Source organism: Dasania sp. GY-MA-18 (assembly GCF_024734385.1).
In the GTDB taxonomy this organism is placed as follows: domain Bacteria; phylum Pseudomonadota; class Gammaproteobacteria; order Pseudomonadales; family Dasaniaceae; genus Dasania; species Dasania phycosphaerae.
Genome location: NZ_JANHAP010000017.1, coordinates 1 through 19146 on the forward strand (window position 1 = coordinate 1; position 19146 = coordinate 19146).

Below are 19146 nucleotides of genomic sequence, written 5' to 3' on the forward strand. Positions count from 1 at the left end.
TCGATCTGTTCGACTACGGCTAATTTAAAGCCCAAGTTGTAATCGCGCTGAGTGCGCTTCCGGCGTTTAGGTGTAGAGTTGTCCATTAATAGGTCCTCAATGTGTAAACCTATTTCAGGACGGGACATCAGGCAAAAAAAAGCCGCAAAAAGTGCAAGCACCTTTTGCGGCAACCCTACATTCATAAGCCCTATGGACTACAGAACCACAACTAAATGTATTACTACAGATAGCTGACTTAAAGACTCTAGCAAGCTACTGTAAATGCAACATGGCAGGCTTGTGAAAAGTTGTAAGTTTTTCACAGCTTTCAAACTGGCCTACGATTTATGGTTTTGCTCGTTGCGCCCTAGAATAATACCTGTCACGTAATTGTTGCTGGCGGCTATGCTGTGATACGGGCTTACCATCAACAAACACCATGCGGGGGTAGCTCATTACTTCTAATGGATCGCCATTCCATAAAACCAAATCGGCTGCATAACCCTCTTTGATGTCACCCTGTTTATTTAAGCCAAACACTGCGGCCGGATTAGCTGTTATAGCTGCCATGGCCGACGCCTTGGTTAAGCCGTTAGCCACCGCATTACCCGCTGACTGCCTTACCAAGTAGGCATTATGGGTGTTGTGCCAGCTCATACCAGTAAACAATAAAGTCACACCAGCTTGTTGTAGCAGTTGGGCATTGTCTAGGCGCGCCGCCAAGGTTTCATAGGCTAGGGGTAGATTTTCTATAGGGTCCATAATGACTGGCACTTTTGCTGCCGCAATTGCCTCGGCAACTTTCCAGCCCTCTTGTGCACCCGCTAAGATAATGTTTAATTGGTATTGCTTTGCCAAAACTAATACCTGTTGTATATCCGCTGCGCGGCTAACCTTGACCAACAAGGGCTTGCGGCCTTTAACCACCGCCTGCAAGGCAGCTAGATCTGCATAACTGTTGCTATACTGCCAGCGCTGCCCTTTGTTAGCCGCGGCTTGATTGCTAGCGTAGTGCTGGGCTTCATCTAAGGCCTGGCGTAATAAAGCCATAGCCGCGGCACGTGATCCACCCGCTAAAGCTTGCCCCTGCTCACCCAGCTGCACGACCACAGCAACACTATCGTCAACCACATAGGCCTGGCTCGCGAGTTTTACTAATGTCGCTTGGCCGGCAAATAAACCGGCAGCACTTTCTGGCACAACTAGCGCGTAATGCAAACCATTGCTGCGGTTATGCGGGATCATCACAGAACTAGGATTAAAGGCATCGGCTATTTTAAGTGCTGCAGTTAATTGGCTATTTTGACTATAGGTATCAACGGTACTGGCTATAGCGTCTATTTCGGAAACACCCAAATGGGTGTAGCTGTTAAATAGCGCCGGTGTTAACACAGCCCCATTGGCTGCAATTGTGGTTATTTTTTCATCCACGTTAATATTATTGCCTATGGTTTTTATGCGTCCATCAACCAGTAATACATCGGCGCTGCTATCTGTGCCGGCCGCTGTGTATAAACGGGCATTTTTGATTAAGTAACTTTCAGCAGCTGCATTATTAATCCACAGGCACAATAAACAGCTTAAAACGCTCTTTAGTCTCATGGTAAATTCTCCTGCCCCTGTAGCATGCCTAAGTTAAAATCGCTGGTGGGTGCGACCGCAGGATTGTTGCGGTCGTAGCGTAACTTGCCGTCTATCCATACTTTATTGCTATGGCTGTAGACACTAAAAGGATCACCGTCCCACAGCACTAAATCGGCATTTTTGCCCGCGGCGATAGCGCCAACTTGATCTTCCAAGCCCAAGCTAATGGCAGCATTAGAAGTCACCCAGCGTATAGCCTGGGCGCGGCTAATATTCATACCCATGCGATTGCCTGCAGCCATAGCTTTGGCAATTTCCTGGTTTAAGCGCTGCGCTTGTATGGGGTCATCGGAGTGAATAATCGCGCAGGCTTGGGCATGTTCTAATAGCGCTAGGTTTTCGGGCACCATGTCGTAGGCCTCTTGCTTAAAGCCCCACCAATCGGCCCAGACAACTGCACAAATATTTTCCTGCGCTAATAAGGGAGCGACTTTGTAGGCCTCTACCCCGTGATGAAAGGCGGCGATGCTATAGCCAAACTCTTTAGACATATCGATCATTTGCGCCATTTCATCGGCACGATAGCAGTGATTATGTATACGTATCTGGCCGTCCAGCACGGCGGCGAGGGTTTCCATTTGCAAGTTGCGCTCAGGGGCATCGACCTCCTCGCCCGCTACTGTGTCAGCCACATAATCTTGCCAGGATTTTTGATAAGCCTTGGCCTGTATCCATGCCGCTCTAAAACCTGCCATATTGCCCATGCGGGTAGAAGGCGCCACGCCCTTCTCACCATAAACAGCTTTAGGGTTTTCACCACAGGCCATTTTTAAGCTGTAAGGTGCATCGGGAAACTTCATGGCCTGCACGGTAATGGCGGGGATGTTTTTTAAGGTCACACCACGGCCACCTATCAAATTACCAGAGCCCGGCAGCACCTGTAATGTTGTTACCCCACCCGCCAGCACTTTTTCAAACTGTGGGTCACCCGGCCATACCGAGTGTTCGGCCCACACCTCTGCCGTCACTGGGCTGGTCATTTCATTGCCATCAGCATGATTAGCCGTTTCAGGTGCTGGGTATAAACCTAGGTGTGAATGCACATCTATAAAGCCCGGGGTTAGCCATTGGCCTTGAGCATCGATTAGCTGTGCGCCAGCTGGAGGCGAAATATCAGTAGCTATCTGCTGTATTTTACCGTTTTGCAGCAATACATCAGCCTTATCCCACTGCTTGCCCAGCCCATCTAAGACGGTAGCATTTTGGATTAAGGTCGGTTCAGTAGCGGGTAATTGGTAGGTAGATGGATAAGGGTTGGGGTTAGGTAGCTCAGGTTTAGCGGCTTTCGTTTTATCACCCTGGCAGGCAGATAAAACCAGCGATACCGCGGCCAGCAAAGCAATTAATGCACTGTGTTTTCTCATTGTTGAGTCCAATTAATGTTTAATAAAAATTTTGACTATGCTTGCGCGCCTGTCAGGCCAGGCAATATAACTTTAGACGGTTGTGCCTATATATACCTCAATGCTAGCCAATAATAGCGCGCTATCAACCGCTAGCTATTAACCCGGTTTAATAACCATACAGACAACGCAAAAGTAAATGGAATGTAACAAGACCATAAACTATGCTTACAAACTAGCTACGTTTAACCGCAAGATTTTGCACACCCTAATATTAAATCTTGTTATATTTGCTAAAGAAGCCTTGAGCTCAATCACCTTCTTAATAATAATGAACCTTTATGAATGACCCAGCTGCTGTATTAATAGTCGACGACGACCCTATAACCCTAGAGAGCTTAGCCAGCTATTTTGAAAAAGAGGGTTTTACCGTACACCCCGTAAGCACCGCAGAAGAAGGCGAAGAGATACTCGCCAAGACTCCTATAGACCTAGTGTTGCTCGATATACGCCTACCTGGTAAGGATGGCCTTACCCTTACCCGCGAGTTAAGAGTGCGCTCAGAGGTGGGCATTATGCTAGTCACCGGTCGCCAAGACGAAATAGACCGCATAGTGGGCTTAGAGTGTGGGGCCGATGATTACATCACCAAACCTTTTAATATGCGCGAAACGCTAGCCAGAGCAAAAAACCTAATACGCAGAGTGCAGCACAGCAAAATAGCCACACAAACCAGCAATGAAGAAAGCGCTATTAAGCACTTCCACAACTGGACTCTGGATCTCAACCGACGTGTATTAATCGATAGTGAGCAAGAAGAAACCTCACTAACCCACGGTGAATTTCAGCTGCTGATTGTGTTTATTAATAATGCTGGCCGCACCCTCACCCGCGATCAGCTCATGGATCAAATTCGCAACCGCGAATGGGTGCCCAGCGATAGAACGATAGATGTATTGGTAGGCAGGTTACGCCGTAAAATTAAGGATGACCCAGCCAAACCCAGCATGATTACCACCATCCATGGTACCGGCTATTTGTTCACTCAATCCAGTAGCAACGTCAATAAGCCATGCACCTAAAGGTCTTAGTGCTAAGCGTGCTAGTGTTGCTCAGCAGCACTAGCAGCCATGCCGATACCGACAAGGTTATTAGTTACTGTGACCATGCTTCATACCCACCGCTATCTTGGCTAAAAGATAATGAACTGGTCGGTGTTACCAAAGATATTATTCAGCATGTTTTTAAAGATCAGGGCTATCAAGTTACCCTGTATGTACTAGAAAGCTGGAAGCGTTGCATGCTAGAAGTTGAAATGGGCAATATTGATATCGCCCTGGCGTTTAAAACCCCCGAGCGCTCTAAAAGCTTTGCTTTTAGTAAAGAGTATTTAATAGAAGAAAAAATCGCTATTTTCGTACACAAAAACAACAGTTTTAAATTTGATAGCTGGCAAGATTTACAAGGCAAGCGCGGCGGCATGGTGTTGGGGTATAGCTATGGCGACGACTTTGACCATTTTCTAGAAAGCAACACACATATAGAGCGGGTTTCCAGTAACTTTCAAAACATCACCAAGCTAGCGCTTAACCGTATAGATTTTATGCCCTTTGAGCGCAACAGCGGCATATTACAAGTGCAAGCCCATGGTTACGAATCCGTTATCATGCCGCTAGCTAACAATGCCACTACCGATTATTTGTACCTTACTACGGCTATTAACAATCAAAAAATTCTTAAGCTTATGCCACAACTCGATGCCAGCATTAAAACCCTAAAGGCTGGTGATGCAGTGGCTCGCTTTACCCAAAAAAGCCGGCAGCAATATTTACAGGCTTACCCTAAAGGCTCCAGCCTTAGGCCCAAGCCACCCGCCGACATACAGCTGTAATAGCGCCTTATGATACCTGCCACTAAAAAACATACACTCATTAGGCGACTAATGGTTTATATTTTATTTTGCAGCCTGTCATTCTCCCTACTCTCTACCGGCCTGCAAATATGGGTAGATTATAACCGCGCCATATCAGAAATTGAGTCACGTTTTGAACTGGTACGTACCGGCTACTTAGCGAGCCTAGCCAAAAGCGTGTGGGATTTAGACACCAATGATTTGCACTTACAACTACGCAGTATTAAAGACTTCCCCGGGGTTGCCTATATCAAGCTCAGCAACGCCCCGCATATAGATAGCATCACCCTAGGCAAACCCATGGCCGAAAATAGCCCGCTGGCTTTAACCGAAACATTTGAGCTTATCCACGATAGCGTACTGAAACAGCGGTTAAAGCTAGGTGACCTGATGATCACCATGGATTTAAACGGTCCCTATCAACAACTATGGTATAGCGGTTTAAGAACCTTAATCATGCAAACCGGTTTGATTTTCTTAATCGCGGTTACCCTCATTATTATTTTCCACCGTTTAGTCACTCGCCATCTACAAAGCATGGCTGACTATACTCGTCTCATCGGCCAAGGCCATTTAGCCACACCATTGAAACTAGAGAAAAAAGAACAGAGCCACGCTGACGAAATCGATCAAGTAGCCCATGCCTTAAACGAAATGCGCTTATCCATTATCTCTGATTTACGGCGCCGTGAAGAAATTAAAAATCAGCTTAAATACAACCGCGACCAGCTGCAGTTACAAGTAGAAAAACGCACTGAAAGCCTGCAAAAAGCCAAAGAGGCCGCTGAGGCTGCGAACTTAGCTAAGTCACGGTTTTTAGCCACCATGAGCCACGAGATACGCACCCCGCTCAATGGCATCATGGGCATGGCGCAGTTATTAAATCGCTCACACTTAGATGAGCAGGATAAAAAATATTTAAAAGCGATACACGACTCCAGCGAAGGGCTGTTAAGCATACTCAATGAGGTACTGGACTTTGCCAAACTGGAAGAAGGCGCACACACCCCAGAGGAGACCTTATTTTCCCTAGATGAAATGTTGAACTCGATTATTCTTGCCTCTACCCCTAGTGCTCAAGATAAAAATATTTATCTGTCTTATCACATAGACCCAAAAGTAGCTGACGCCTGCTGGGGCTGCGCCCAATATATTAGGCAGGCGCTGATCAACTTAGTCGCTAACGCCATCAAATTTACTGAACACGGTGAAGTCACCGTCGCCATTAAACTAAAATCGCAAGCTAATGGCGTACAGCAACTCTATTTTTCAGTGGACGATACCGGCATAGGCATTAGCCAAGAGCAGCAGCAACGTATTTTTGACCGTTTTATCCAAGCCGACGACACCGTATCACGTCGCTATGGTGGCACAGGCCTGGGCCTAGCTGTGAGCAAAAAAATGCTGGAGTCTATTAACGGTGAAATAGGCGTCATTAGCCATGCCGGTGAAGGCAGCCATTTTTGGTTTCAACTGCCACTAAGCATTGCCAGCAAACCGCCGGCGCTACCGGCTACTACAACCAGCCACAGCAAGCAGCCATGCTTAGCTATTTTGCTGGTGGAAGACATGCAAATTAATCAGGATGTAGCGCAGGGCTTATTAAGCCGTGAAGGCCACCACGTCACCATAGCCAGTACTGGGCCAAGTGCTGTAAGCCTATGCCAAAGTCAGCGTTATGATGTGATATTAATGGACGTACATTTAGGTGGTGTTAGTGGCGTAGATGTTTGCACCCAAATACAGCAAGACCCGCTATCGCTGAATAAAAACTGCCCTATCATCGCCCTAACGGCCAGCGTACATCCCGATGATATACGCAAATATTTAGATGCGGGTATGCACAATGTGATTGCCAAACCCATAGCCGCCGACAAACTCATAGCCGCGCTTAACAACCTAGATAAAAAGAGCAGCCCGCTGTGCCCTAACGAAGATGACAAGCAACCACTCAATAGCCTGCTAGACCAGCAATTATTGCGTTCACATATTAATGCCCTAGGCTTAAACAAGGTCAGCAAATTACTGGCCGACTACCAACAGCTCAGTCTACAACTCAGCCCACAATTGCAAGAGGCCCTAGAGCAAGCCGATTTATTTGAGGCTGCAGCCTTAGCCCACAAACTAGCCAGTGGCGCTGATACCCTGGGCTTACGCGCTGTGGCAGTTGAGGCCAGAACAATAGAAAGGCAGGCCGAAAGCCAACAAGGCCAACTCGCACTGCAGCAATTTACGCTACTGGCACAGGCTCTAGAACAAAGCTTTAATCAGCTACCGGCTTATTTATCTGGCGCTTAAGCCCTTATGCAACACATAAATGTTGCAGCCGTTTTAACATTTACATTACATCTTTATGCAGTATTTTAAAGTGCAGCTTACATATCAAAGTAATAATCATTAGCTAGAGAAAGGTTAAACTGCGTTAACAGCGCAGCATTGTTTAACCTAATAAATTGATTAGGCGTAGTACATGAACAATAAGCCCCTTAGCTTAACGGACACTCTAATTATTAGCTTTGCGCTGCTGGCCTTATTGGGCGGCGCTATATCGCTGTTTGGTGGCGACGCACTTACTGGCCCCACACAAGTAGCCATGCTGTTAATAGGTTTTATTGGGTCCATGGTGGGGCTTAAAAACGGCATAGGCTGGGAGGCTATAGAACAACGCATAGTAGAATGCACCTCGCGCACAGTAGGCCCCAACCTCATCTTTTTATCTATAGGCTCACTGATAGGCGCGCTTATGCTATCGGGCGCCGTGCCCACCCTGCTCTACGCTGGCCTTAGCATTTTATCGCCTACTTTTTTCTACCCACTATGCTGCTTGATTTGCGCCTTAGTGGCCTTAAGCATAGGCAGCTCATGGACTACCGCGGCCACCATAGGGGTGGGCTTGATCGGTGTCTCCTACGGTTTTTCTCTGTCACCGGCGATTACTGCTGGGGCAATAATTTCTGGCGCCTATTTTGGTGACAAGATGTCGCCGCTATCAGAAACTACTAACTTGGCCCCTGCAGTAGCGGGTAGCTCTTTATTCCCTCACATACATCACATGATATGGGTGTCTGGCCCCAGCTTTATTAGCTGCTTAGTTATTTTTACAGGTATAGGCCTTAGCAGTTCACTAGAGGCTGGCAGCCAAGAGCAAATAAGCTCCTTTTTAGCCACCCTGGACCATCACTACAATATTGCCTGGTATAACCTGTTACCCATCATATTGTTATTGGCCATGGCTATAATGAAAGTGCCGGCTTTTTTAGCCATAGTCGGCGGTACTATGATCGCCATCGTATTTGCCATACTCTTTCAAAACGATGTTATCCTCACCTTTGCCCACATCGTGCAACCCGAGGCCAGCGTAAACCTGCTTAACTTTTGCAAGACGCTATTGGCAGCACTGGTCAATGGCTTTGAAATTCATACCGAAAACCAAGCGGTTAACGAACTGCTGTCACGGGGCGGCATGGCCTCTATGATCAATATGGTCTGGTTAGTGCTATGCTCTATGATGATGACCGGCGTGCTGGAAAAAGTGGGCTATATACAAAAAATCATGAACCTGCTGGTAATTTTTATCAGCTCTACAGGCTCGCTAATTGCTACAACTATGGCTACTTGTTTGAGCGTAAACGTTTTAACCGGCGATCAATACCTCTCCATCGTATTGCCGGGTCAAATGTGGAAAGAAGAATATAAAAAGCGCAAATTAGCCGCGATTAACTTATCGCGCACCTTAGAAGACTCCGGCACGATTACATCCCCCTTGATCCCTTGGAATGCCTGTGGTGTCTTTATGGCCAGCACCTTGGGTGTAGGCACCTTGGCCTATTTGCCTTTTTGTTTCTTCAACTTCATCAACCCGCTAATAGCGCTAAGCTATGGCTTTTTAAATATTAAAATTGCCCCCTTAGAAGAAAGCAACGCTGCTGACAACGAGGAAATTACCAATAGCCCCGTACCTAAGCACGCATAATCACTTATCAACAACATTAACAACACGCCATAAGCTATTGTTTTATAAAGAGTTGGCAGGATTTTCACCTGCTAACTCTTTACTTTATTTATCTGTGCATATCACCCACCAATAGAACTCAAGGCGTCTTTTGCAGTCATATGCTGCAAGCGCCACCAGCTCAACTTAGGCTAAAAAAGCCCTTTTAAAATCAATAGCTTGGCGCTTATTTATACAGCATCAGTAAGGCTTGCTTTTAGTCCCTAAGGCGTTATGATGTTGGGCAAACCATGCAACTGACTTTTGATCGGAGATCGAATACATGCAAAACCAACCACTTTTTGGCTCACAAGCTCAGAGCACAGAATCGGTATTAGCCACCAATAAAGTGTTGCGTAATACCTACCTGCTGCTTTCTGCGACTTTATTATTCAGTGCGATGACCGCTGGCCTAGCCATGGCTATGGAAATCAGCCGCGGCACCTCCTTGGTACTCTCACTGATAGGCCTAGGGTTAATTTTTGCCGTACACAAAACTGCTGACTCAGGCAAAGGCCTAGTGATGGTATTTGCCTTTACCGGCGTATTAGGTGCGGCCTTAGGCCCCATGCTTAACCACTACCTAGCACTGGCCAATGGCCCCAGCTTGGTCATGCAAGCCTTAGCCGGTACTGCCTTGGTGTTTTTCACGCTATCGGGTTACGCCCTAAGCACCCGTAAAGACTTCTCATTTATGGGCGGCTTTTTAATGGTAGGTTTGGTAGTCGTGGTTATTGCTGGCCTAGCGAACATCTTCTTCCAAGTGCCGGCAGTATCCTTAGCCTTATCGGCGGCGGTAGTGTTGATTATGTCGGGTCTAATCCTGTTTGATACTAGCCGTATCGTACACGGTGGCGAGACTAACTATATACGTGCAACGGTTGCCTTATACCTAAACATCTACAACCTGTTCACTAGCTTGCTACACCTTTTGGGTGTTTTCGGTGGCGAAGACTAAGCAAGCAGCTATAGAATACAGCCCTGCTTTTAAGCGGGGCTTTTTTTTAACTACGGCTTTTACACAGACTAATCAGCCTTATCTTAGATAGCGCTTTAGGTAGTAATCATGAAATTCTCTTTACTGGTATTGGCAGCTCCCTATTCCGACCAATCGGTAGGTACCGCACTGCGCTTTGCCCAAACCCTATTGCAGCAGGGCCATGAGATATTTCGGGTGTTTTTTTATCACAATGGCGTTTACGCCAGTAACGCACTTAGCACGGCCCCGCAAGACGAAGCCAACATCCCCCGGCAGTGGCAGCAATTAGCTCAAGATCACAATATAGATATGGTGAGCTGCATAGCCAGCGCCCTAAAGCGCGGAGTCTTAGATGAAAGCGAGGCCCAGCGTTATGATCAGCCCTGCCACAATTTAATCGCAGGCTTTGAACTTTCCGGTCTAGGCCAGCTAGTAGAGGCTAGCGCTCAATCAGACCGCGTAGTGAGCTTTGGCGCATGAATAAAAAGCTACTGATTATTTGCCGCAAGCCCCCCTACGGTAATAGCCTGGCCCGTGAGGCTATTGATATCGCCCTAGCCGCCGGTGCCTTTGAGCAAGATGTTAGCCTACTGTTTTGTGGCGACGGCCTATGGCAATTAATGGCTGAGCAAGATAGCCAGGAGCTAGCCCTAAAAAACCACGGTAAAGCACTGGCAGCGTTACCGCTATATGGCATAGACGATATCTATGTGCAGGCCGATGCCTTAGCTGAACGGCAATTAAGCCAGAACGAGCTATTATTGCCCGTCAAAGCCCTTAGCCCAGCAGAAATCACCGCGCTAATAGATAGCGCTGATACCGTATTGAATTTTTAGGCCCCACCGCTATGTCCAGCTTGCACATCGTCAACAAATCACCCCTTAGCCACAGCTGTCTGGATGAGTGCCTAAGCTGCTGCCAGCAGGGGGATGAATTGCTATTGATAGAAGATGGGGTATTGGCACTGAGCAGCCTAAAGCCCCAACAGCTGGATAAACTAAACGCCTTAGGCCTGCAGCCCTATGTACTAGCTGCCGATGTAGCCGCCAGAGGACTAAGCACTAGGTTGCTGCCGCCCTTTCAAAGCTGTGACGATACTGGCTTTGTTGATCTTTGCGTAAAACACCCCAAAAGCATAAGTTGGTTTTAATGGCTGCTGTAGATAAAGAGGGTTTTTTAGTTGATCTTCACGACTGGAATGAGGGTGTAGCCAGCGAACTGGCTGCTGCCGAAGGCATAACGCTAAGCGAAGAGCACTGGCAGGTGATACAGCTGCTTAGGCAGTTTTACCAAGAGTTCCAGCTGTCCCCTGCCATGCGCCCCCTAGTGAAATATGTAGGCCTGCACCTAGGAGCCGACAAGGGCAAAAGCATGTACCTGCTAAAACTATTTCCCGGCAGCCCCGCCAAATTGGCTAGCAAAATTGCAGGCCTGCCTAAACCCGATAACTGTCTATAACAGGAGCTTATGCCAGCAGCTTATGCAGGGTTATAGCCATTAGGATTTTGGCTCTGCCAACGCCAGGTATCGCGGGTCATAGCCTCTATACCCAACTCAGCCTGCCAACCTAACTCTTTTAGCGCTATAGCCGGATTAGCGTAGCAACTGGCCACATCACCGGGCCGCCTTGCCACAATCTGATAATTCACTGATTTACCCGAGGCCTGCTCAAAGGCCGCTATCATCTGTAACACAGAATACCCTTGGCCAGTACCCAGGTTATAAGCAACCGCACCGGGCTGCTGGCTAAGCTTATCCAACGCTTTAATATGGCCCTTAGCTAAGTCCACCACATGTATATAATCACGTACGCCGGTGCCATCCACCGTATCGTAGTCATCGCCAAATACCGATAAACAATCCAACTTGCCTACCGCCACCTGCGAAATAAAGGGCATTAAATTATTGGGGATGCCGTTGGGATCCTCACCAATTAAACCACTTTCGTGTGCGCCCACCGGGTTGAAGTAGCGCAACATAATGAGATTCCAGCTTTGATCAGCCACATACAGATCACGCATGATCTCTTCTATCATTAGCTTTGAGCGACCATAGGGGTTAGTAGCTGACAGCGGAAAACTTTCATCTATGGGCACGGTAGCGGGATCACCATATACCGTAGCCGAAGAGCTAAACACTAAGTTGTACACCTGATGCTGTTGCATTACCTCTAGCAGGCAAAGCGTGCCATGCACATTGTTGTGGTAATACCATAAGGGTTTGGCAACGGACTCACCGACTGCTTTAAGGCCAGCAAAATGAATTACCGCATCGATACTATGGCGCTCAAAGACTTGGCCCAGGGCAGCAACATCACAGATATCTAAAGCATAAAAACTCAGCGACTTAGCGCTAATCTGCTCAACCCTGCGTATGGATTCATGCTGGCTATTGCTAAGATTATCCACCACCACCACTTCGTGGCCCGCTGCCAACAACTCGACACAGGTATGACTGCCTATATAGCCTGCCCCACCGGTTACCAAAACCTTCATACATCCCCTCTTTATTTGGTCTTTAAGCCTTAAATTATACGACTAAAACGGCTATTTTTAGCAACTATAACCCAATCACCGCCTAGCAGTAACACTGAGCGCACAATTTCACTATAATGGCCGCTGATTTTATTTATCTGCTTTCTTATCGCACCCTCTTATCGTGAACTGCCCATGCCTCTTAGCAACATCAACCCCCAACATTACCAACAACAATTGGATGACAAGGCCCAGCGCGTCAGCCAATTATTCAGTGAGTTTAAACCACCAGCCTTAGAGGTTTATCCGTCTCCACCGCTGCACTTTAGAATGCGTGCGGAATTTAAAATTTGGCATAAAGGTGAACATAGCCACTACGCCATGTTCAAAAAAGAAACACCCAAGCAGCCGCATTTTATTGACGACTTCCCTATAGGCTCCCAAACCATTAATAAGCTTATGCCACGCCTAATGGCCGCCATACAAGCAGAACCACTATTACGAAAACGCCTATTTCAAGTAGAGTTTTTAACCACCCTTAGTGGCCAAGCCTTAATCACCCTGATTTACCACAAAAAATTAGAGCAAGATTGGCAGCAAGCCGCCGAGCTATTACAAAAACAATTAGGTGCCGGTATTATAGGCCGCAGCAAAAAGCAAAAACTGGTTTTAAAGGATGACTTTGTCACTGAAACCTTAGATGTAGCAGGACAGCACTTTCACTTTCAACAAGTAGAAAGCGGCTTTACCCAACCCAATGCCAAGGTCAATGAAAAAATGTTGAGCTGGGCCTTACAGCACAGTAAACACTACCAAGGCGACTTGTTAGAGCTGTATTGCGGCAACGGTAATTTTACTGCGGTACTAGCGCAAAATTTTGACAAGGTACTGGCTACAGAAATTGCTAAAACCTCGGTGCGCTCGGCGGAATATAATTTTAATTTAAATAAGGTGCACAATGTAAAAATCGCCCGCATGTCCAGTGAGGAATTTTCCAGCGCCTTAATGGGTGAGCGCGAATATCGCCGCTTAGCGGATATAGATTTAAGCAGTTATAACATAACTACCGTGCTAGTAGACCCACCCAGAGCTGGCCTAGACGACAATACCATTAAACTGATTAGCCAGTATCAGCGCATTATTTATATTTCTTGCAACCCCAACACCCTGCATGACAATATGAAGCAACTCAGCCTTACTCACGATATAGAGCAGTTCGCTATATTTGATCAATTCCCCTACACCGATCATATTGAGAGCGGCCTAGTTTTATGTAAACGCTAATCACCCACACGACGCTAAGGACAAAGCCATGACCATCAGTAAACTCAGCGACGAACAAATAAGCGAGCAGTTAAAAGCCTACCCCCATTGGCAATTACAAAATGGCAAACTGTATAGACGCTTAACCTTTGAAGACTTTGTCCACGCCATGGGCTTTATCACCCAAATCGCCATACTGGCAGAAAAAGCCAACCACCACCCCGAGTGGGCCAATGTTTATCGCACGGTGGATATATTTTTAACTACTCATGAAGCGAATGGTGTAACTGAGAGGGATTTTGCACTGCTAAAACATATAGAACGGCTGATTGGGTAACAGTCTACAGTCTACAGTCTACAGACTACAGACTACAGACTACAGACTACAGACTACAGACTACAGACTACAGACTACAGACTACAGACTACAGATTTTTACCGGCCTGGATTTTCTGTCAACGCTAAGCAGTAAACTTTTTTCGATACGGGACACTCCAACAAAAAAGCCAGCCCAAACCGGACTGGCTTTATCCTAGCGACTAGCCAACTAGGAACTAGAGACTTTACACTAGCGACTACCGCCCCCCTACATACTTTCCATTTTTAATTCCAAATAGCGCTCTTCTAGCTCTATATGCTGGGTTTGTAAATTGAGCAGCTCTTGCTGGGTTTCTTGCAGCTTCATGTTTAGGGCCTCTACCTCAGCGCCTCCAGCGGAGGCAGCTGCACCGGCTGCTGCATCAACAATTTTATGTTGCAATAAAGTGTTTTCATCTTCCAGGGCGGCTATAGTTTTTAGCATTTCACGGCTGCTATCGGTAAGGTCGGCGACTAGGCTTTCTAGCTGCTCCTGGTTTTCATTGCTGCCTGCAGATTCAGATTTTTCCCGCAGCATTTGATTTTCTTCTAAGGCGCGGTTGAGTTCGTCCTCTAATAACTGGGCACAAGTTTCTGCCTCTTTAATAAACCTGTCTTGGCGCTCTAGTTGATCAACCAAGCCCGCCATTACCGCTTGCTGCTCTTCGGCTGTTGAGGCATCGGCAAGCTGGCGCTGTAACTCGGTAATCACTTTATGCTGGTCTACGGCCATATTGCGCAGCCGTATCATTTCTTCTTGGTTGGCTATAATGGTGCGGTTATCGCCGGTAGTGCGGGCATCTACCTCCACCACTGTTTTACCACTGCCCTGCTCTATCAGGGTGTCTATTTGGCCATAGCTATTGGCGTATTTATTAATCAAGCCTTCAAACTCTGCACTGGCACCCAGTTCCGAGCCCATCGTCAGCAACTGCTCCTGATAGCCCTTCGCTTCTTTTTTGGCGCTGCTCCACTTAGACTCCATATCAAAAAACAGCTTTTTAAAACGCTCTAGGTTTTCTATACGCTTTTTAAGCGCCATCACTTCTTCTTGATCATCCGCCTCGGGCTGGGGAGGCTGTTCGGGCTCTGCCGCCTGCTCGTAAAATTGGATGATTTGCTGAAATTTGCTTTGCAACACATCCCAATCTGAGCCCTGACCTTCACCCGAGTAATCGGCCTCTTTCTCGGCAATTAAAAAGGCATGGCGTAAGGCGGCTGCTTGCCGCTCCAATGGCGCATCGGTGCTGATATCTAAAACGATGTCGCGGTCGGGGTTAAGGCCGCTGTGGTGCTCACGGGTATCCTCAATTTGAGCGTCCAGGTAATCCATATAAGCCATGGGCTTGATTTTTTTCGCCTCAGCCAGCTTTTTGGCTAAATCCGCCGCCCCCTGTTTGGCAACCCCCATAGCCTGACGCAGGGATTGAATTTTCTCCTCTAGCTTAGCTATCAGTTTTTTTAATTTGCTCACGTGCACCAGCAAAAAGATGGTAACTAGCAACAACAAGGCCGCTAGCTCACTGGCCATATAGAGGGCTAAATTCGATTCTTGCATTTAAATATCCGATTATCGTCGGTAAAGTTAAAATATTACTGCTAAAAAACGCGCTAACTCTCTGATTGTTACCGCTTTATTATTTGTTAGAGTATGGTCTAGATAGGCATTTTTGGCTAGAGCCTAACAAGCAACCACGGTGCATATAGCAAATTAATATTATTATTGACTGTTTATTGCTTATTGCCTGAAAAACCTGGTGTTTGCCAAGGGCTTATCGGCGGTACTGCGGTAAGGATTAATATCTAAGCCCCCCCTGCGCACATAGCGCGCATATACCGTTAGTTCATCCAACTGATAAGTGGCCATTAAATCGACGAAGATGCGTTCTACACATTGCTCGTGGAACTCCTGATGTTCACGGTAGCTGACTATGTAACGTAAAAGGCCTTGGTGATTGATTTGCTGGCCACTATAGCTGATTTGCAGGCAACCCCAGTCTGGCTGACCGGTTACCGGGCACAGCGAGCGCAGCAAATGGCTTTGTAGCTGCTCTGTTACCACTTGCTCGCTGTCCACGATCAATAGCGAGCTATCGGTGTTATAAATGTTTGTACTAATGTCTTGCTGATCTATAGTCAGCCACTCAGGCTCACCTGCGAGCTGCTCAAACCGCCACTGATCCGGAGTTGTTAGCTGTACTTTTACCCCTCCCCCACAAGCTTTACTGAGATCCGCCACTAGGCGCTGCTGTACATCTAATACACTAGTAAAGATGGTCTGATTAAAGGAGTTAAGATACAGCTTGAATGATTTTGACTCTATGATAGCGACCGAATCACAGGGAAAATAAAAAGCAGCTACGGCCACCTGTGGTAAGCCCTTGGGATTTAACCAGGAAAGCTCATAAGCATTCCATATATCTTCGCCTTTAAATGGCAAGGTTTCATTGCTGATACCCAGATTATCGCGGGTTTGCTGCCTGGCAATAGGGAACAATAAATCTGGGCTGTATTCGCTGATATATTCAACCTCAGCCCCTAGGGATATGCCTTCTTCAAACTTCATTACTATTCTCTATTGATCTACTGCTACTCGCTGCACCTACTGACGCAGGCGCTTACCACTATTAAGCAGGTGCATAGCGTAGCTATAAGCCACTACGGTAAAGCCTGCCACAATTATCAAAGCCAGCTCTATATTAATATCAGATACCCCTAACACGCCATGCCTAAAGGCATTAACTATATATAGCATAGGGTTGAGCTGGCTGACCCCCGCCCAAAACTCGGGTAATAGCTCCGTGGAGTAAAACACCCCGCCCAAATAGATCAGTGGCGTGAGCACAAAGGTGGGGACTATAGAAATATCATCAAAACTATTAGCAAATACCGCATTAATAAAGCCCGCCAGCGAAAACAGCACCGAGGTCATCAACACAATAGTAATCGTTAACAGCGGGCTTTCCACGCGCAGATCCGCAAAAAATGTGGCGACTATAGTCACGATCAAGCCCACCAGCAAGCCGCGGCATACCCCACCCATAACTACCCCCCAAAGCACTATATAATTAGGGGTGGGTGACACCAGCAGTTCCTCAACAAAGCGCTGAAACTTAGCACCATAAAACGAGGACACCACATTAGAATAGGAGTTAGTAATAACCGCCATCATAATCAGGCCCGGCACCACAAACTCCATGTAGCTAAAACCGCCCATCTCACCTATGCGAGCACCGATAAGACTGCCAAAAATAATAAAATACAAAGTAATAGTGATTACCGGTGGCAGTAATGTTTGCATCCATATGCGCATAAAGCGCTTAATTTCACGGCTAAGTATGGTGCTAAAGGCTATCCACTGCTCTGTTAAATTCATGCTGTTGATCTCTATATTTTTTACTGCTGGCATTAAGCCGATGGCTTGGCGACTAAATCGACAAATAGCTCTTCTAAACGATTGGTTTTATTGCGCAGGCTAGCTACCTCTATCTGCTGCTCGCTCAGTAAAGCAAACAGCTCATTTAAGGACTGCGATTGCTGCACCACCACCTCTATGGTTTGCTTATCCACCAACACGCAATCAAAACCACTAAGCACTGGGGCGTGCTCTAGTGAAGTTTTCACATCTATAACAAACACCATTTGGTGTAGCTTCTGCAGCAAGGTGCGCATACTGGTATTTTCGGCAATCACCCCATGGTTAATAATGGCTATGTTTTTACACAGACTTTCAGCTTCTTCCAGATAATGCGTGGTCAAAATAATCGTGGTGCCCTGGGCGTTAATTTCTTGTAAAAATGCCCACATAGAGCGACGCATTTCTATATCCACACCCGCTGTGGGCTCATCCAGAATCAGTAATTTGGGCTCATGAATTAAGGCTCTAGCAATCATTAAGCGACGCTTCATCCCCCCCGATAAATTACGTGACGGCGTGTCGCGCTTATCCCACAGCCCCAATTTTTTTAAATAAAACTCGCTGCGCTCCTCTGCCAGTTTTCTCGGTATACCGTAATAACCCGCTTGATGTATCAATATATCCAGGGGCTTTTCAAAATTATTAAAATTAAACTCTTGTGGCACCACCCCTAGCTGCTTTTTAGCCATAGGGAAGTCACTGTCTATATCGTAGCCAAACACCTCGACTTGGCCGCCGGTTTTATTAACCAGCGAGCATATAATCCCTATGGTGGTGGATTTGCCGGCACCGTTGGGGCCTAGCAAAGCAAAGAAATCCCCTTCCTTTACCTCAAAATCAATTCCCTTTAAGGCCTGAAAGCCATTATTATAGGTCTTGCTTAATTGCTTGATGCTTAGCGCCACTGTCATATCAATTTATTCACTCTCTTATTACTAGCGCCCTGATAACCGCGGACACCCTTATGTCAGAAAATACCCTATATATAAAAAACCTGTTTAGCTCACTTTATAAACACTGCGCTGTACAGCCCCCCTTTTGCAACGACGAACTCAGCGAAAGCGAGCAAAGCTTTATCAACACCCTAGAGCTGCTGGCCAATAATAGCTTAAGCGATGAAACGCTGTATGAGAAAGGCCAGCTATTAATAGAAAACATTATCGCCAATTACCCCATGCTAGTGCCAGCTTTAAACCGCGACATATTGTGGCTATTAGGGGGCAACTGCATGCATTATTTGGGTGATGATGAGCTTAGCGACTATCAGCGCATAGACGAACTGCTGCACGAAGCCGACAGCAATAATACACCACTAAGCTTTCAAGAAGCCAAAGCTAAGGTGCTAAAACTGCACTAACACAGCAATTAGGTGGCGCTAATATAACGCAGGTTTAAAAAGGAGAGAAATTGGAGCGGGAAACCGGGTTCGAACCGGCGACCTCGACCTTGGCAAGGTCGCGCTCTACCAACTGAGCTATTCCCGCTTACTGACGCACCCTGTTTGAGGGTAAAAATGGCGTCCCCTAGGGGGTTCGAACCCCTGTTACCGCCGTGAAAGGGCGGTGTCCTAGGCCTCTAGACGAAGGGGACTAAGTAAGCAACCTGAGCATTGCTACTCAAGAGGCGCGCATATTATGGATGTTAGCCCTAAAGGTCAAGAGCTGATTAAAAAAAACTGCTTATATTGAAAATAGAGGCTTAAAAAGCGAGCAAAAACAGCTAAACTGTAGGGACAAGCTAGATAGATACATAGGTATGTAGATAGCTAAGCTAGTTCACCCAG

The 19146-nt window shown here is 46.8% G+C and carries 19 protein-coding genes and 2 tRNA genes; 12 read left to right on the forward strand and 9 right to left on the reverse strand.

What is annotated here, in order from left to right; translation table 11 throughout:
* Positions 1-327: 327 nt before the first annotated feature.
* The gene (locus NO559_RS15995; RefSeq protein WP_258332885.1) at positions 328-1584 is read right to left on the reverse strand and encodes an amidohydrolase family protein; all 1257 of its coding nucleotides are present in this window, start codon (positions 1582-1584) and stop codon (positions 328-330) included.
* A complete protein-coding gene (locus NO559_RS16000) occupies positions 1581-2990 on the reverse strand; it encodes an amidohydrolase (RefSeq protein WP_258332886.1) in 1410 nt (469 codons plus the stop codon). Before NO559_RS16000 ends, NO559_RS15995 begins: the two co-directional genes overlap by 4 nt.
* 320 nt (positions 2991-3310) lie before the next feature.
* Here NO559_RS16000 and NO559_RS16005 point away from each other — a divergent pair, with 320 nt between their 5' ends.
* The 9 genes from NO559_RS16005 to NO559_RS16045 all read left to right on the forward strand — a co-directional run bounded on the left by NO559_RS16005 (position 3311) and on the right by NO559_RS16045 (position 11309).
* Positions 3311-4051 carry a response regulator gene (locus NO559_RS16005; protein ID WP_258332887.1) on the forward strand — a complete coding sequence of 247 codons (741 nt, stop codon included), beginning with the start codon at positions 3311-3313 and terminating at the stop codon, positions 4049-4051.
* Between the two features lie 23 nt (positions 4052-4074).
* Entirely contained in the window at positions 4075-4860 is a 786-nt protein-coding gene (locus tag NO559_RS16010; RefSeq protein WP_258332888.1) for an ABC transporter substrate-binding protein, read from the forward strand.
* A gap of 51 nt (positions 4861-4911) precedes the next feature.
* The gene (locus NO559_RS16015; protein ID WP_258332889.1) at positions 4912-7179 is read left to right on the forward strand and encodes an ATP-binding protein; all 2268 of its coding nucleotides are present in this window, start codon (positions 4912-4914) and stop codon (positions 7177-7179) included.
* A 172-nt stretch (positions 7180-7351) separates the two neighbouring features.
* Positions 7352-8854, forward strand: coding sequence for a Na+/H+ antiporter NhaC (gene nhaC, locus NO559_RS16020; protein ID WP_258332890.1), 1503 nt, complete (start codon positions 7352-7354; stop codon positions 8852-8854).
* Positions 8855-9155: 301 nt separating this feature from the next.
* Positions 9156-9830 (forward strand): Bax inhibitor-1/YccA family protein, encoded by a 675-nt coding sequence (locus NO559_RS16025; protein ID WP_258332891.1) that lies wholly within the window; start codon positions 9156-9158, stop codon positions 9828-9830.
* A 108-nt stretch (positions 9831-9938) separates the two neighbouring features.
* Entirely contained in the window at positions 9939-10331 is a 393-nt protein-coding gene (tusD, locus tag NO559_RS16030; RefSeq protein ID WP_258332892.1) for a sulfurtransferase complex subunit TusD, read from the forward strand.
* On the forward strand, positions 10328-10687 hold the full coding sequence (gene tusC / locus NO559_RS16035; protein WP_258332893.1) for a sulfurtransferase complex subunit TusC: 360 nt from the start codon (positions 10328-10330) through the stop codon (positions 10685-10687). The genes tusD and tusC overlap by 4 nt, the downstream gene beginning before the upstream one ends.
* A gap of 11 nt (positions 10688-10698) precedes the next feature.
* Complete coding sequence (tusB, locus tag NO559_RS16040; RefSeq protein WP_258332894.1) at positions 10699-11001, forward strand: sulfurtransferase complex subunit TusB; 303 nt, start codon at positions 10699-10701, stop codon at positions 10999-11001.
* A complete protein-coding gene (locus tag NO559_RS16045) occupies positions 11001-11309 on the forward strand; it encodes a TusE/DsrC/DsvC family sulfur relay protein (RefSeq protein ID WP_258332895.1) in 309 nt (102 codons plus the stop codon). Before tusB ends, NO559_RS16045 begins: the two co-directional genes overlap by 1 nt.
* Positions 11310-11329: 20 nt before the next feature.
* On the opposite strand, the gene galE is transcribed toward NO559_RS16045, so the two are convergent.
* Positions 11330-12346 (reverse strand): UDP-glucose 4-epimerase GalE, encoded by a 1017-nt coding sequence (gene galE / locus NO559_RS16050; protein ID WP_258332896.1) that lies wholly within the window; start codon positions 12344-12346, stop codon positions 11330-11332.
* 174 nt (positions 12347-12520) lie between these two features.
* On the opposite strand from galE, the gene trmA reads away from it, so the two are divergent.
* On the forward strand, positions 12521-13609 hold the full coding sequence (gene trmA / locus NO559_RS16055; protein ID WP_258332897.1) for a tRNA (uridine(54)-C5)-methyltransferase TrmA: 1089 nt from the start codon (positions 12521-12523) through the stop codon (positions 13607-13609).
* Between the two features lie 28 nt (positions 13610-13637).
* A complete protein-coding gene (locus NO559_RS16060; protein WP_258332898.1) occupies positions 13638-13925 on the forward strand; it encodes a 4a-hydroxytetrahydrobiopterin dehydratase in 288 nt (95 codons plus the stop codon).
* A 249-nt stretch (positions 13926-14174) separates the two neighbouring features.
* On the opposite strand, the gene NO559_RS16065 is transcribed toward NO559_RS16060, so the two are convergent.
* The 4 genes from NO559_RS16065 to NO559_RS16080 form a co-directional block, all read right to left on the reverse strand.
* A complete protein-coding gene (locus NO559_RS16065) occupies positions 14175-15503 on the reverse strand; it encodes a hypothetical protein (protein WP_258332899.1) in 1329 nt (442 codons plus the stop codon).
* Between the two features lie 180 nt (positions 15504-15683).
* Positions 15684-16511, reverse strand: coding sequence for an NADPH-dependent 7-cyano-7-deazaguanine reductase QueF (queF, locus tag NO559_RS16070; RefSeq protein ID WP_258332900.1), 828 nt, complete (start codon positions 16509-16511; stop codon positions 15684-15686).
* A gap of 36 nt (positions 16512-16547) precedes the next feature.
* The gene (locus NO559_RS16075; RefSeq protein WP_258332941.1) at positions 16548-17321 is read right to left on the reverse strand and encodes an ABC transporter permease; all 774 of its coding nucleotides are present in this window, start codon (positions 17319-17321) and stop codon (positions 16548-16550) included.
* A gap of 32 nt (positions 17322-17353) precedes the next feature.
* Complete coding sequence (locus tag NO559_RS16080; RefSeq protein WP_258332901.1) at positions 17354-18274, reverse strand: ABC transporter ATP-binding protein; 921 nt, start codon at positions 18272-18274, stop codon at positions 17354-17356.
* Between the two features lie 53 nt (positions 18275-18327).
* Here NO559_RS16080 and NO559_RS16085 point away from each other — a divergent pair, with 53 nt between their 5' ends.
* The gene (locus NO559_RS16085) at positions 18328-18720 is read left to right on the forward strand and encodes a PA2817 family protein (protein ID WP_258332902.1); all 393 of its coding nucleotides are present in this window, start codon (positions 18328-18330) and stop codon (positions 18718-18720) included.
* 51 nt (positions 18721-18771) lie between these two features.
* On the opposite strand, the gene NO559_RS16090 is transcribed toward NO559_RS16085, so the two are convergent.
* Positions 18772-18847, reverse strand: a tRNA-Gly gene (locus NO559_RS16090).
* A gap of 30 nt (positions 18848-18877) precedes the next feature.
* Positions 18878-18953, reverse strand: a tRNA-Glu gene (locus NO559_RS16095).
* Between the last annotated feature and the right edge of the window lie 193 nt (positions 18954-19146).

Bases quoted from the DNA above. Each gene is read 5' to 3' on its own strand.
- NO559_RS15995 (WP_258332885.1), bottom strand. From the start codon at position 1,584: ATGAGACTAAAGAGCGTTTTAAGCTGTTTATTGTGCCTGTGGATTAAT.
- NO559_RS16000 (WP_258332886.1), bottom strand. From the start codon at position 2,990: ATGAGAAAACACAGTGCATTAATTGCTTTGCTGGCCGCGGTATCGCTG.
- NO559_RS16005 (WP_258332887.1), top strand. From the start codon at position 3,311: ATGAATGACCCAGCTGCTGTATTAATAGTCGACGACGACCCTATAACC.
- NO559_RS16015 (WP_258332889.1), top strand. From the start codon at position 4,912: ATGGTTTATATTTTATTTTGCAGCCTGTCATTCTCCCTACTCTCTACC.
- nhaC (WP_258332890.1), top strand. From the start codon at position 7,352: ATGAACAATAAGCCCCTTAGCTTAACGGACACTCTAATTATTAGCTTT.
- NO559_RS16025 (WP_258332891.1), top strand. From the start codon at position 9,156: ATGCAAAACCAACCACTTTTTGGCTCACAAGCTCAGAGCACAGAATCG.
- tusD (WP_258332892.1), top strand. From the start codon at position 9,939: ATGAAATTCTCTTTACTGGTATTGGCAGCTCCCTATTCCGACCAATCG.
- tusC (WP_258332893.1), top strand. From the start codon at position 10,328: ATGAATAAAAAGCTACTGATTATTTGCCGCAAGCCCCCCTACGGTAAT.
- tusB (WP_258332894.1), top strand. From the start codon at position 10,699: ATGTCCAGCTTGCACATCGTCAACAAATCACCCCTTAGCCACAGCTGT.
- NO559_RS16045 (WP_258332895.1), top strand. From the start codon at position 11,001: ATGGCTGCTGTAGATAAAGAGGGTTTTTTAGTTGATCTTCACGACTGG.
- galE (WP_258332896.1), bottom strand. From the start codon at position 12,346: ATGAAGGTTTTGGTAACCGGTGGGGCAGGCTATATAGGCAGTCATACC.
- trmA (WP_258332897.1), top strand. From the start codon at position 12,521: ATGCCTCTTAGCAACATCAACCCCCAACATTACCAACAACAATTGGAT.
- NO559_RS16060 (WP_258332898.1), top strand. From the start codon at position 13,638: ATGACCATCAGTAAACTCAGCGACGAACAAATAAGCGAGCAGTTAAAA.
- NO559_RS16065 (WP_258332899.1), bottom strand. From the start codon at position 15,503: ATGCAAGAATCGAATTTAGCCCTCTATATGGCCAGTGAGCTAGCGGCC.
- queF (WP_258332900.1), bottom strand. From the start codon at position 16,511: ATGAAGTTTGAAGAAGGCATATCCCTAGGGGCTGAGGTTGAATATATC.
- NO559_RS16075 (WP_258332941.1), bottom strand. From the start codon at position 17,321: ATGAATTTAACAGAGCAGTGGATAGCCTTTAGCACCATACTTAGCCGT.
- NO559_RS16080 (WP_258332901.1), bottom strand. From the start codon at position 18,274: ATGACAGTGGCGCTAAGCATCAAGCAATTAAGCAAGACCTATAATAAT.
- NO559_RS16085 (WP_258332902.1), top strand. From the start codon at position 18,328: ATGTCAGAAAATACCCTATATATAAAAAACCTGTTTAGCTCACTTTAT.